Consider the following 12,951-nt stretch of genomic DNA (forward strand, 5'->3'; position numbering starts at 1 on the left):
TCTGTCATCAAAGTGGTCCCCACTACTCGAAGTGATGGACATCACTTTGGACACTCTCAACGTCGATGTCGATACGGCCTTCAAATGACGCTTACGGTCATGACGAAGAACCACGTCTTGATCTGCGCGCCCGATTCATGTGGTAGTACCGGCCCGGCGCCGAAGTCAACCTGTGCGGCCTCTGCTGGCGCAAACTCAAGGATCGTTGTGGCGGGCACGCCGCGTTCGGCCCTCAGGCCCAGCAGGATACGGCGCACCGCCGAGTAGCTGCCGGTGTAGCCATGGTTGCGTTTCAGCGCGTGGTGAATCGTTGTGCCCTGAACGCCGGCGTCATGCCAGTCACGGATCTGCTCGCGAAACGGCTCGAGAGTGGACACGCATGTGCTCGGCAAATGTGGAGTGCGGCCAAACACGCCGGCAATCACGGTATCGTCAGGCAACGGCTGCCCGGGATTCAGCCAGCCGCGCTCGTCGGCCATACGACGAACAGCGGTCAACTTCTTGCGACCCATCAGGCCGCTACGCCCGATGTCGCGATCAGAATCGCCTTGCCGCATGCGGACAAGGACTTGACGGTACTCAAACAATTCGAACCTCCGGTTGGTCATGGACACTCCGTTCAGAAAGAACGGGAGCGTACCCATCTAGAAAGTTCGAATCGCGTTCAACACCCCGCGCCAGTGGCGCCTATACGCCGATCATTGACTGGCTCCTTTACGCCGGTCACGGACTGGCGCCATAACGCCGATCCTGCGCTGGCGCCTATGCGCCGATCATCAGGTGGCGCCAATACGCCGATCCCGGAATGGCTCCATAACGCCGGTCAGTGACAACGCGTTGCGCGAGTTCTCCGGGGTGGGTCCGAATGGCTTTCTCGTGCGATGGTGCAATACCGATCGAAGCAAGGAGCGACTTTGCTGATCACGTTTCAATCGCCCGCGACGCTCGAAGTCGTGATGCTCAGGGACGTCGCCCGGTATCTGTTCGGTCTTGTGGGAAAGCGGTTCGAAACGCGCGGGGTCATCCTCCATGACGAGGTGCCTCGCACAATCCGCCGTCTCGAAGTGGCGATTTCGGACTAAAGAGGCGGCGATCGTGCTCGAATCGCTGCAGTATGCCCGCGAACGCCTCCGGAATCTGGCAGTGGACTTTCACAACGGGCCTGGCCATTTCTCGACATGATGCGTGAAGCCAGCAAACAATTAGATGGCGCGTGGTCGCAGCGGCCCTCACTGCATGCGGCATCTGCGCATCAGCGCGGGCAGGCGGATACTCTAGCCTCCGACCGCAGCGTGTCGGATCGGGATCGTGTCAAAACGCGAATGGCAGTGAGCCCGTCGGCACATGGAGGGTGACGCCAGCCAACGCAGTGGCCGCCTGTTATCGCGCTGATATCCCGGTGACGGTTGTCGGTGCCTACGGTTACACGACGCTCGAGATGCTATTGAGCGGACCATTCATGCTGGTGAGGTGGCCGAAGGGCCGCTGTCCTGAAAACGGGCGATGGCACACGGGAGACACGAGTCAGAGCCACTCTGGCGAAAATCAGCATGTCATTTTTCTCTGGCCGGTACTGTAAGACAATCCGTCGATGGGAGGAGGAACCTGAAGGAAGCATCGCCCGACCCGCCGACGCTGTTGCATCGGTGGTCAGGGCCGCGGAAGGTGGAGGGAGCGTGCTGGACCGATGCCGCTAGCAGCGTCAGGGTCCGTGACGAGTGCGGCTCCACCAGTGCTTGCCAGCCGCATATCGAAGAATCCGTTCACGGGTATGGTTTTGGGGATCCTGGGCGATGACGAAAAGAACGACCATCGCAAGCACTGCAGCCGAAACCCCAATCTGTACGAGAAGATCTATGATCATCTTAGCCTCCACGGTTGTACGCTCAATGAAGAGCTTCTAGCCGCCCGCGAACAGATCAGGATTCCTTTACCCAATGACGACTGTCCCGCGTCCGGGATGCAAAACCGGTCCGGCTATGTAGCACAGACGCCCGCGAGCGTCGTGTCGATATTGCGCTTCGCCATCGCGGTGGCTATTTTCGGGGCATTTCCGAACCAAAGGAAAACCCGGCGTTTCGGGTCAAACAGACATTTTCGATGTAGCCCTGTGTTGTACTGCCGTCCGATGATGGTCACCGGTTGATAGACCGCTCGAATGCCGATTCGAATCCATGCAAGACCGTCAATGGGCAACCTTGAACAGAACACCGCAAGATACCCGGTCGAGCAGCGATGCGTGGTTTTCTCCTGTCCACCAACGCGCAAAAAGCCCATGCGGATGATGTCCAATGACGATCAGGTCAACTTTCAATGATTCCGCAAGGCGGGAAATCTGGTCAACCGCGTTTCCGACCGAATAATGTCCCGTTGCGGTTACGCCCCATGCCCGCAGCCAGTCAATGCCCTCGCGCAGTGTCTCCCGTGCCACCTGCTCATCGACCTCGAATTTCATCGACGACAGAACGTCGAACCCGCTAGACCAGTCTGTGCAGTCAAAAATCGAGAGCAGATGGGTTTCCGCTTGCAACTGCTGCGCAAGAGCCGCACCGCAGCGCAGCGCGATCCGACCCTCCGGTGTGGCGTCATAACAAAGCAGGATCCGATTGAACGGAGCCATAGTGGATTCCTTTGCCAACTTTCGCAGGATCGTCCATTCGAGCGATTGAATCGGTCGCCACGAAATTGTTCAGGTGAAGACAGGCACGGCCTCGATCAGCACGAAACCCAGTAAAGCGCCGGCCGTGGCACCCAACAGCTTGGGGTGCCATTTTTGCAGCTGCAACATGCTGAGCAGATCGCCAACCAGGATAGTACCTAGGAGCGCAAACGCAATCAGCAGGTAGCTGTCAAAGTCGTTGTTGATGACCGTTACGCCTCATTTGCGTTACGTGAGATTGCGTCGCCAAAATCCTGACAAAAGTCGATTGCAATGCGACGTGGCCGCTTTCGCGTGTTCAGATTTCCTCGTACGGGTTACACCTTCGACGCCCGCTGGCGTGCAGACGCGAGCATTTGAATCAATTATATGTCACATCATGACATGTATGGTCAAACTTTCCTCCGGCCTGCGTGTTACGCATCGGCGTAAAGGCGCCGGACGGCATGCGCGCTTCAAGAAAGGATGATTGCGTGCGCATTGAACCCTCCCAACTTCCTGGGGCAACGTGGGGGCTCAATATTCGCCTGCATCCAGTGTGCCCAGCGCCCGACCGCTGTCCATAGCAGAAGATGGAAGCGTCTTGCCATCACGGACACGGGCATCTTCTACACGTCCGGAATCAGTCGTTCTGCTGATCAGATGCGCGGGTTTGCCGCGAGTCAGTTCGATGATCGCGGGGATTCGTTCCGAACAGCGCCGAGAGGCTCATGGCGATCACACCAAGAACGATCAGACCGAAAAAGAAGAGAATCCAATGGAAATTGACGCCCATCGTCGTTTTCTAATGAGGCAGGATCGGCGCTCGTCTTATCCTGGCTGTTGGCTCCGGTAGCCGCCAGCCTCCTGCGGGAATTGTTCCCACGTCCGAGCACCACCCTGCTGGCAACAGCTAGAAAGTCATTCTGCGTTGCACCTGCCTCCACTGAAGTAAATAGGGAGCGTATGTCACATAGTGATATTTTGTCGCTGTCCGTCGATGGGGCCGATGTCCGCAGCGCGAGGTTATATCCCCTGAAATAGAAGGTTTTCGTTCGATGTAACTTTATCCCGAGCACCTCTGCGCTGCCATATCGGCGAAACTACGCCTTCCCGTCCCAGATCTGTCTTTATTCCGGTCTACACGCTCTGCTATCCGGGCAACCCGCATTCGTCACGATATGTTCGCTCGTTCCTCAACTGCAATGATACGGATGGTCCGGCAGATTTGCCTGATTCGGCATGAATTGCGGGAGCGGGGCGGTTCAGACGCATGATGCAATTTGGCTGTCTTTTCAGTGGATCACGTCGGTCAACGCAAAGGCCTAAACTTAGAAAGTAACTGAACAATAAAGGGCTAGGCGTGACTAGCACTGTAACCACGATCCCCGAGGCGGTTAAGCGAGGGAAGAACCTGCCCCCGCGGCTGCCCGGCGGAATCGGAGAGGCGATTCGATTGCTGATATATCGCCGAAACGGACGGCAGATCCCCAGGTTGGGTTTCCCTTTTTCTTTGCGGGCGCCACTGACGGACTAGAAGTCCGGCATCAACGCGCGATCAACGAGGTGAACACGAGGCCGCGCTGCGCCTTGTGTTCCAGACTGAATCCGATTGCAGTGGATGTATCTTGAGCTTACTTTGGGGGATATGACGGCCTACCGGTAACCGCAGGCTCGACCCATTACCAAAACACGGTCTGCCATGATCAGTCTTGTCGACAAACAACTGGCTACGCGGACAGGATTGGTATCCGTCAAGTAATCGTCGATACGCGCAGGAGGATGGGCGGTTCCCGTTCGACGGTCGCCTCGAACAAAGCGCTTCATCTGTTTACGCGTGACGTGGTATCACGATGACAGGCGTTCAACGCTTGGCGCGGTCAGGGGCAGGGGCGGAGCCAGCGGACGAATCCGGCATATTTTGGCAGGTGCGCCGAGGTTGAAGAGTCGCCAGTTCCGAAGTTGCCAGTCGAATCTGCGAATTCAGGCGCGCTTTTCGCGGGCACATTTCATGTGACGGGCTTCGACTCAACATGATCGAAGGTCCGTTCCGGATTATCAGGTGTTACACCCAGCAGGCTCATGGTTTTTGCTGCGATATCGGAAAACACCGGTCCCGCCGCCGCCCCGCCGAAATGCAAACCGTGTTGTGGGCGGTCGATCGAGACCGCGATGACAACGCGCGGTTGTGTTGCCGGCACAATGCCGACGAACGAGGCCCGATATTGACTGCGATCGTATCCATGAGCCGTCCATCGGTAGGCCGTACCGGTTTTGCCTGCCGCGGTGTAACCAGGCACTGCGGCCTGAGGCGCCGTCCCGTCCTCTGAAACAACAGATTCAAGCATGTCCAGAACTTGAGCGGCGACATGCGGCGAGTAAACGCGCTTGCCAGGAAGGCTGCCATCGCGTCGCACAGCGATGGTAGCGGGCACAAAGACTCCCTTATTGCCGAATACGGTGTACATCTGTGCAAGTTGCAACAGCGACGCGGACAGACCGTAGCCGTAAGACATTGTGGCCTGTTCGACACGCCGCCAGTGTTGATACGGCCGCAGCGCTCCGCCGGCAGCGCCCGGCAGTCCTGCGCGCGGCGGATGGCCGAGACCAACCGCGTGGAAATTGCTCCACATATCGCGTGGTTGCAGGAGCAGTGCGATTTTGCTCGTGCCTACGTTGCTCGATTTCTGCACGACACCGCTCACGGTCAGTGTGCCGAAGTTCTTGTCGTCGTGAATCGTTACGCCGTCGAGCCGCAGCCGGCCTCCGTTGGTTGGCACAACGGAGCGCGGTGAAACATAGTTGCGCTGGAGCGCCAGTGAGATCGTGATGGGCTTCATTACCGAACCAGGTTCGAACACATCGGTCACCGCGCGATTGCGTATTGCTTCACCGGATCTCTTTCCAAGGAGGTTTGGATCGAAACTCGGCCAGTTGGCCATGGCGAGAATCTCACCCGTATGAACATCGAGCACGATTGCCGATCCTGATTGGGCGTCGGTTCGCTGGACGGCATCATGTAACGCACGAAACGCTGCGTATTGAATGGGCTGGTCGATGGAGAGGTTCACGTCTTTGCCGGCGACCGGCCGCACAAGGGCCAATGTCTCGATGACCTGACCGTGAGCATTGCGCAGCACGCGCCGGCTGCCGTCGATCCCCGTCAACCACCGATTGTCGATTTTTTCGATACCTTCCAACCCCTTGCCGTCGATGCCCGTGAAGCCTGTGACATGTGCCGCAATATTGCCTTCCGGGTAGTACCGGCGGTAACCTGGTTGGGCGTAGACCCCCGGCACGTCAAGTCCCAACGCGCGTTGTGCGACGCTCAACGGCACCTGGCGTTTGAGGTATGTGAATGATCGGCGAGAAGCGGCGATCGTATTGATACGCGCTGCGTCGAGATTCAATGCGCTTGCCAACGCTTTAGCTTGAGTGTCGGAAAGCGGCTTGGCACCCAGCGCGTCCATCCATAACGTGCGGGTGGGCAGGCTGAGCGCCAGCGGTCTCCCGTTACGATCGAGGATGCGCCCGCGCGAAGCATGAATGGCGAATTCACGAACCTGCCTTGCCTCACCCTGCTTCTGATAAAACTCATCGTTGATGCCTTGCACCCATGCCGCCCGCGTCGCAAGCACGAGAAAACCCAGAGTGAACACCGCGCCCATCGCGCGGGAGCGCCATCGGGGCATGGTGCGAGATCTGATTGGGCGGGAGGAAAACTGCAAGGGCGCTGAACGCTGGCGCGTTGGGTTATTTTCGAAGAGGCGGCTTGTGTCACGTTCGCGAGAACCGACGTGAGCCATTTCCACATAAAGTAGCCGATCATCGGTGCCTAAGGCAACTCTTTATGAAGGCGACATAGATGCGGTCCGTCGAACGCGCTTCGAAAAACTGCACCGTTGTCTGTCGGACGCCGCGCGTGATCTTGACGCCAATCGGCACGCCCCGAAACCAGGTTCTGCCCTGCAAACGCACCGTTGCTCCAACGCGTGTGCGATGCAGATGACGCGTGCTGCGCTCCCATCTATCCGCAATACATTTGACCACCGACGAAAGACTATTCTCCGAGACGCCGGAATATTGCGGTGCGCTGGAGAACACCGGATCAGGTCGGGAGCACGACGCGACAGCGAGGCAGATACCCGCCGCGAACAGGAGTTTCATGCTGGCTGCTCGCACGGCGTTTCCATCTTCTAGACGTGCCGGTGAGCAGCCAGGTCGCATCGACCCGGACGGACCTTCACGCCGGAATAGGTGGAAAATGCGGGCCGATTGTCCGACAAGCGCGTGTATACTCATATGCCGTTTTGCTGTCCTGAAGTTACCCGCATCCGCGGGCACCCATTTGCATGAAGCTTACCACCGCCATTTTTCTCCTCCTCACCTTCAGCTGGATCTGCCTGCGTGCCAATGCGCAGCCGCCAGCGGACATCCCAGAAGACTATGCTTATCTGCGGCGCATGCATGTGCCCGATGTAGTCGTCAATTGCGTAGCCGCTTTCGATCGCTGGGTTCTCACCACCCCACGATACGATTTATTTATTATTTCGGAGCGCCGTGCTCTGACTGCAAAAGTACTATCCGGTAAGGCCATTGCGGGCGATACGACAACGTTGCCGATCGACACCGTGGTCAAAACGCCGGCCTTCGCCAAGGTCCGTGGCAAATATGTCCGGGTTCCCGTCAAGGCGACGTGCAAAATTTGGCACGCGCATGTCGTGGGCCTGAGCGCTCAGCCGACCACCATCCAGTAATGGTCGAGCCGCAGCCAACGCGGTTCATTCCACCTGGTGGCCAGTAGACCAGACTAGCAACCTATTGTTTCGATTTTGACGGTATTCGCAGAGACCTTCAGAACGCGCAGGAAAGATGATATCCAGCTACGGGACATAACCGGTTTCGTTGCCTGATCTGAGTCCGTGGCGACGGTCACCACGACCTGCTTAAACATCAAGACGTCTTCGAGGTGACATGGTGATCACGATGCTGCAGCGTCTCACAGGGTTCAATACCCTTGGTGCCAGTGTCGCCCATTGTGGCCCGGGCCGATCCCGATTGCCGGCGCTGCGTAATAGCCGGCGGAGAATACAGATGTGTCTTCGAATGCCGGGTCGGAAGCAGGGGGCAGGACGGCAATGCAGCCTGCCAGGCCGACCATGCGCGCGAAAACGCCCAGAAGTCTGATCACGATGTTCCCGCTCTCACTAGTCGTCTATTTAAGATTGAAGGAGGTTCCCTGGTTCGCAACCCCTTTGCAGGGGATCTTGTCGGCCGGTTACCGTTAGACAACCTGGCGCCACCACACCCGTGATGAGCTTACATGCAGTGACGGACAGACGAAAGGTGGGGAACCCGTATATCTTCGTTGGACACCGTGACGAAGCCCGTGAGTATGGCAACCTGAACTATGTAACTCGACCCATCATCGTTCCCTGTTTGCGCTTCCGGGTGGTGAGTTTGATGCGCTAGCAGGGAGTCGGTACTGGCTTGTACGCCCAAGCCGCGTCCGTTTCATTCGGCTGTAAACGACTTGCAGTTTTCTTCCGCCTTCGGTCTGGCAGCGCGCTCGACTAAAACACTGTCGCTGTACACTATGACGTCCCGGGCCGCCTTTCAACAAACAAGCTTCCAGGCGGCTGCCATGCAGAATCACGTGTACTGACAAGGTTCGGATGTTTCGGAGAAACCCCATGCGCCGTTCACGGTTGCTGATCACACCAGCCGTGCTCGGTGGCCTCGCGCTGGGATCTTATTCGTTAACGCTTTACGCAACGTCGCCATCGCCGCTAGACCCTCGTGTGACGCAGTCGACCATTGAAAGGACCATCTGCCACCGCGATTACCTCACAAGAGTGGCGCCGTCGGTCGATGAGCGACTATTTCGTAAGGGCGAGCTTCTCGCCCAGCGCGCTATCGCTCCGGAATCGGCACCCCTCTATGCGCTCGACTTTCGCGTACCAGTGCTGCTCGGTGGATCTCCGGACGCACCAGAGAATTTCGACCTGATCCCGTGGGACGGTCCTGGCGGGGAACGCCGCAAGCGACGCTTCACCGTTTTTCTGAACCGCTGCGTATGCGCAGGCGAAATCCCCTTGGCTCGAGCCCGGGCCGCATTGTCGGGAGACTGGCCACGCACGTATCCGAATTTATGGATGTTGCGATGCAGAAATGTGTCTGATGGAAGGTGAGACAGGACGCGTTTTGCGTGCTCTTTCGGGGAAAAGCGAGTCTGGAAATCCTGATTTACTCCAGCGGGCTTAGTTTCACGGTCCGCAGCATCTAGCGACTACAATGGATACTAGTCAAAAGACGAATGCGACCAGCCATGTATCTTCCGTGGATCCATCGAGTACGGAAACGAACAACCCGACCAGTCTGGATAGCCGTGTGCCTCGCGCTCCTTCTGTTGCCGCCAGCCCTTCTTGCCCAGGACGAAAAGCCGGGTATCGCCTTTTCCGCGATCGAGCCCGGCGCACCACTGCCATCAGGCTGGCAGAACGTGCCGGTCGTGCACGGCAAGCCCATGACGCAATACACGCTCGTTCACGAAGGTCAGACCGCCGTCCTGCAGGCGGACGCGAATCACTCAGCGTCTGCGCTGATGCACAAGGGCAACATCGACCTCGCCCGCACACCTGTGGTGGCATGGCGCTGGAAAGCAGAAGAACCGATCGAGGGGGCCGACAACCGCGTCGGATCGAAGGAAGACGCGCCAGCGCGACTGGTGTTCTTATTTGACGGCGACAAAAGCAAGCTATCGTTTTTCGACCGGGCCAAGATGGATCTGGCAAGGCGCCTGGGTGGCGAAGAGCTGCCCTATGGCACGCTGATGTATATCTGGTCGACCACCGCCGCGCCAGGGACCGTCATTGCCAACCCTCACACGAACCGCGTACAGATGATCACGGTCTCCGGTCTGTCCGGCGATGCGGGTCAGTGGCAAAACCTGCGCCGCAATATTGTGCAAGACTACGAGCGGGTCTTTCACGAGCCGCCAGGACGAATCACCGGCTACGGGCTGCTGACCGATACCGACAATACTGGGACCACGACACGCGCGTGGTACGGCGACGTCGAGTTCCTGCCCGGGCCCTGATAACGCAAAGCCGTCGAACTAACTGAGCACATCGGTACGATACGAGTGGCTGTCCTTGAGTCCTTTCGCCGAAGGCTGATAGTCGCAACCATTCTTTCTGGGGCAACGACAGTTTTGTGACGGCATAGGTCGGCGGGTACAACCGGCCATCAAGAGCCGGTCAGTTCTCTGAATCCAATGGCCTGAATGCACCGCGTGAGCGACGTTTGTTACGCGCTCACGCGGCCGCTTATTAGTCTGGAACAACAGGCTCTTGGAATCATTTGCGATGCGAGTCATCCGCGACGGCAATTCCTGGTGCGTCGCTCGGGCTGCGATAACGCTCCGACAACGCTTCGTACAATGCGGGCGCAAACAGCTTCGACATCTGACTGGATATCAGCGCGGTGGCCATCAGCGAGATGACGAGTGCGTGGCCGTTGATCATCTCGATGACAATGACGAACGCGGTGATTGGACTCTGGGTGACAGCAGCCAGATAACCGACCATGCCGAGGGCGATCAGCATCGGAAGCTGCATCTGGCCGAATATCAGGTGCAATGCGTTGCCGATTCCCGCGCCAATGGCAAGAGACGGTGCAAACAGGCCACCCGGCGCTCCCGGCAAATACGATCCGACCATCGACGCCATCTTGAGCAGCGGATAAGTGGCGCCGAGCTGCGCGCGTCCTTCCAGCATCGCACGCGCTTCGGCATAGCCGCTGCCGAACGTATGCCCACCCGACGTGACGCCGATCACGGCTACGATCAGGCCGCAGGCAGCGCCGAATGCGACCGGTCGGCGTCCTCGCCAGGTCGTGACTGAAGCAGGCATCCAGCGGTGGGTATTCAGCAGCAGCCAGCAGAACATGCCACCTGCGACACCCGACACCGCACCGATCAGCAGAACCGCCACAGCAAGCAAATCTGGGAATTGACCACCTACGTCGATCGTGCCGAAGTAGGTGTAGTTTCCCTGTAGCCCCAATGAAACGACGCCGGCGAAAATAATGGCGGTAATCAACACACCACTCGTGCGTTGTTCAAAGCTGCGGGTCAACTCCTCAATGGCAAAAACGACGCCAGCAAGTGGTGCATTGAAGGCTGCCGACAAACCGGCCGCTGCTCCCGCGAGAGCGAGCCTGCGTTCCAGCTCGGTGCCGCGAATGGCCCGAAATCGCTGCGGGTAAAAGCGCCGCAGGTTGAACATAAGCGCCGCGCCGACGTGGATGGTTGGGCCTTCGCGGCCGATCGTGAAGCCACCCAGTATCGAAAGAAACGACACGGCTATCTTGCCTATCAGGATCCTGATGCTGAGAAGCCGCGGAGCGAGGGTGCCGTCGTCATGGAGTGTCGCAATTACCTGCGGAATGCCGCTGCCTTCCGCCCCTGGGAAATAGCGTCGTGTTAGCCAGACACCAACCGCACCAATGAAGGGTGTAACAGGCAAAGGAAGCCACCAGTAGCGTGTCGCGTACCGCAGGAAAGTGTTGTATCCGATGTCGATCAACTGCGCGTAGAGGACGGCGAGGAGACCAGTCACAATAGCACCCAGCCAGAAAACGCCATAGTGCAGCCAAAGCCGCCGGCCACGTTGCAGTGCACGTTTGTCGATGAGATCTGGAATATGCATGCGGCCGCCACCGGAAAGGCATCAGTATAGCGGATATAGCATACTGTGCCATATCTCGGCCCATGCCACATGTGACAGTACGGCTGACACCGGTCTGGGTGAAAGCCACATTTTGAGACTATTCAGTCGTGTTGCGGGATGCCCAGCCGAATGATGCGATCTCGGGTTTGTGCAGGGCCGCCAGTTTCAGGAGGCATCGTTCACCCTTTACCGTGAGATGAACCCGGACCTGTCTTCGGTCCTCGTCGCCGGGTTTGCGAATCACCAGGCCAGCGGATTCGCAGCGCGACACGAGAGCGGCTGTGCCGTTGGGCGCAGCCTGCAGTCGTTCGGCCAGTTCGCCAACCGTCGCCCACGACCGGCCCGGAAAACCTCTTACCTGCAGCATGAGTTGATACTGCAAGGGCGTGACGCCCGCAGCACGAGTTACCTCTTCGGAAAAACGCAGGAAGCGTCGTAACCGGTAGCGAAACTCCGACATTGCTTCCAGATCTTCCTTGCTCGGTGCTTCAGAGAAAGCGCCCTTGTGCGAACTCATTTCATCTCCGGATACCAAAATGGGTTTCAGATATTGCGTGCGTTGCATCCCCAGATCCTTCGCCGCCGCATCAGCAACATGCCTGTCCAGCCATGGCGTCGACATTGTCGAGACGATCCGCTGCTCTTTTGGGATTTTAGAGCGCTGAATGCGAGGACGGAACAGGTCAGATAAACGCGCTGACGGGCTGATGGCCGCGCCATAGCAGACATTCAGCACTAGTAGATGGCAGGCTGCCGTGGGTTGAACCGAGCCATTCGACGTTACGCTGCTGGGTTTCCCCCCGGTCGGCGGGAGTTCAGGGGATGGATTGACTAATGCAAGGCCTGTCAAACAGGAAGCAGTGGTCCAGCAAATAGGCGAACAGGTGGGTCACGCTAACCGTAACCGTCGTCCTGGCAGTATCGATGTTCAAATCCGGATTGAGCGGTACTTCGTAGGGGGCGGAGATACCCGTGAATGACGGGATCGCGCCGTCGCGAGCTTTTGCGTAGAGCCCCTTGGGGTCACGCTCGGCGCACGCATCGATCGATGCAGAGAGATACGTCTCGACGAAATGCTCATGTCCAATGATTTCACGCGCCATAGCTCTGTCTTCACGCATCGGGGAAATCAGCGCGCTAATGACGATCAGGCCGGCGTCGTTCATCAGGCGGGCGACGTGTGCCACCCGGCGGACGTTCTCCCTCCGGTCCTCAAGGCGAAATCCGAGGTCAGACGTCAGGCCGTGACGGATATTGTCGCCGTCGAGCACATAGCAGGGGCGACCGAGTGCAATTAGCTCGCGCTCAAGTGCGAAAGCGAGCGTTGACTTCCCAGCTCCGGATAGCCCAGTTAGCCAGATAGTGACGGGTTTCTGGCGAAATAGCCGGATCCGGTCGTCACCGGTGATGGTGCCATCGTGGCGCTGCAGAAAGGGAAGTATCTTGTTCATTGATGTCAAGTAGCAGGGGATGTAATCGCAGTAACGTCACTCGCGATGCCAACCTTAACTCTCCAAAAAAAGTAACAGCGGCTCGCCCTGCTCAGCTAAATGTCGCTTTGACGGATCTGCCGTGAGTGGC

At 58.1% G+C, this 12,951-nt stretch carries 10 protein-coding genes and 1 pseudogene; 3 read left to right on the forward strand and 8 right to left on the reverse strand.

Features of this window, described 5'->3' with window-relative positions; translation table 11 throughout:
- Positions 1 to 80: 80 nt before the first annotated feature.
- A complete protein-coding gene (locus B0G83_RS34175; protein ID WP_258168444.1) occupies positions 81 to 608 on the reverse strand; it encodes a hypothetical protein in 528 nt (175 codons plus the stop codon).
- A gap of 306 nt (positions 609 to 914) precedes the next feature.
- On the opposite strand from B0G83_RS34175, the pseudogene B0G83_RS34180 reads away from it, so the two are divergent.
- Positions 915 to 1,199 (forward strand): annotated as a pseudogene (locus B0G83_RS34180) (DUF1840 domain-containing protein); the annotation flags it as partial.
- A 986-nt stretch (positions 1,200 to 2,185) separates the two neighbouring features.
- Here B0G83_RS34180 and B0G83_RS34190 read toward each other — a convergent pair.
- The 4 genes from B0G83_RS34190 to B0G83_RS38360 all read right to left on the reverse strand — a co-directional run bounded on the left by B0G83_RS34190 (position 2,186) and on the right by B0G83_RS38360 (position 6,805).
- The gene (locus B0G83_RS34190; protein ID WP_105511736.1) at positions 2,186 to 2,620 is read right to left on the reverse strand and encodes a universal stress protein; all 435 of its coding nucleotides are present in this window, start codon (positions 2,618 to 2,620) and stop codon (positions 2,186 to 2,188) included.
- A gap of 661 nt (positions 2,621 to 3,281) precedes the next feature.
- Positions 3,282 to 3,434 carry a hypothetical protein gene (locus B0G83_RS38815; RefSeq protein WP_181157157.1) on the reverse strand — a complete coding sequence of 51 codons (153 nt, stop codon included), beginning with the start codon at positions 3,432 to 3,434 and terminating at the stop codon, positions 3,282 to 3,284.
- Between the two features lie 1,213 nt (positions 3,435 to 4,647).
- Complete coding sequence (locus B0G83_RS34195) at positions 4,648 to 6,306, reverse strand: penicillin-binding protein 2 (RefSeq protein WP_105511737.1); 1,659 nt, start codon at positions 6,304 to 6,306, stop codon at positions 4,648 to 4,650.
- A 157-nt stretch (positions 6,307 to 6,463) separates the two neighbouring features.
- The gene (locus B0G83_RS38360) at positions 6,464 to 6,805 is read right to left on the reverse strand and encodes a hypothetical protein (RefSeq protein ID WP_146120335.1); all 342 of its coding nucleotides are present in this window, start codon (positions 6,803 to 6,805) and stop codon (positions 6,464 to 6,466) included.
- 185 nt (positions 6,806 to 6,990) lie between these two features.
- Between B0G83_RS38360 and B0G83_RS34200 the strand changes: the two genes are divergently transcribed.
- Both B0G83_RS34200 and B0G83_RS34215 read left to right on the forward strand, forming a co-directional pair.
- The gene (locus B0G83_RS34200; RefSeq protein ID WP_105511738.1) at positions 6,991 to 7,395 is read left to right on the forward strand and encodes a BspC domain-containing protein; all 405 of its coding nucleotides are present in this window, start codon (positions 6,991 to 6,993) and stop codon (positions 7,393 to 7,395) included.
- 1,571 nt (positions 7,396 to 8,966) lie between these two features.
- Positions 8,967 to 9,737 carry a DUF3047 domain-containing protein gene (locus B0G83_RS34215; protein WP_105511740.1) on the forward strand — a complete coding sequence of 257 codons (771 nt, stop codon included), beginning with the start codon at positions 8,967 to 8,969 and terminating at the stop codon, positions 9,735 to 9,737.
- 259 nt (positions 9,738 to 9,996) lie between these two features.
- On the opposite strand, the gene B0G83_RS34220 is transcribed toward B0G83_RS34215, so the two are convergent.
- The 3 genes from B0G83_RS34220 to cysC all read right to left on the reverse strand — a co-directional run bounded on the left by B0G83_RS34220 (position 9,997) and on the right by cysC (position 12,821).
- Entirely contained in the window at positions 9,997 to 11,349 is a 1,353-nt protein-coding gene (locus tag B0G83_RS34220) for a chloride channel protein (RefSeq protein ID WP_105511741.1), read from the reverse strand.
- A gap of 118 nt (positions 11,350 to 11,467) precedes the next feature.
- Complete coding sequence (locus B0G83_RS34225; RefSeq protein WP_105511792.1) at positions 11,468 to 11,887, reverse strand: MarR family winged helix-turn-helix transcriptional regulator; 420 nt, start codon at positions 11,885 to 11,887, stop codon at positions 11,468 to 11,470.
- Between the two features lie 298 nt (positions 11,888 to 12,185).
- On the reverse strand, positions 12,186 to 12,821 hold the full coding sequence (cysC, locus tag B0G83_RS34230; RefSeq protein WP_105511742.1) for an adenylyl-sulfate kinase: 636 nt from the start codon (positions 12,819 to 12,821) through the stop codon (positions 12,186 to 12,188).
- Between the last annotated feature and the right edge of the window lie 130 nt (positions 12,822 to 12,951).

It is taken from the genome of Paraburkholderia sp. BL21I4N1, from assembly GCF_002973525.1.
Lineage (GTDB): Bacteria > Pseudomonadota > Gammaproteobacteria > Burkholderiales > Burkholderiaceae > Paraburkholderia.

Excerpts from the sequence above, each read along its gene's own strand:
- cysC (WP_105511742.1), bottom strand. The coding sequence starts at position 12,821 with ATGAACAAGATACTTCCCTTTCTGCAGCGCCACGATGGCACCATCACC.
- B0G83_RS34200 (WP_105511738.1), top strand. The coding sequence starts at position 6,991 with ATGAAGCTTACCACCGCCATTTTTCTCCTCCTCACCTTCAGCTGGATC.
- B0G83_RS38360 (WP_146120335.1), bottom strand. The coding sequence starts at position 6,805 with ATGAAACTCCTGTTCGCGGCGGGTATCTGCCTCGCTGTCGCGTCGTGC.
- B0G83_RS38815 (WP_181157157.1), bottom strand. The coding sequence starts at position 3,434 with ATGGGCGTCAATTTCCATTGGATTCTCTTCTTTTTCGGTCTGATCGTT.
- B0G83_RS34215 (WP_105511740.1), top strand. The coding sequence starts at position 8,967 with ATGTATCTTCCGTGGATCCATCGAGTACGGAAACGAACAACCCGACCA.
- B0G83_RS34195 (WP_105511737.1), bottom strand. The coding sequence starts at position 6,306 with ATGGGCGCGGTGTTCACTCTGGGTTTTCTCGTGCTTGCGACGCGGGCG.
- B0G83_RS34220 (WP_105511741.1), bottom strand. The coding sequence starts at position 11,349 with ATGCATATTCCAGATCTCATCGACAAACGTGCACTGCAACGTGGCCGG.
- B0G83_RS34190 (WP_105511736.1), bottom strand. The coding sequence starts at position 2,620 with ATGGCTCCGTTCAATCGGATCCTGCTTTGTTATGACGCCACACCGGAG.
- B0G83_RS34175 (WP_258168444.1), bottom strand. The coding sequence starts at position 608 with ATGACCAACCGGAGGTTCGAATTGTTTGAGTACCGTCAAGTCCTTGTC.
- B0G83_RS34225 (WP_105511792.1), bottom strand. The coding sequence starts at position 11,887 with ATGAGTTCGCACAAGGGCGCTTTCTCTGAAGCACCGAGCAAGGAAGAT.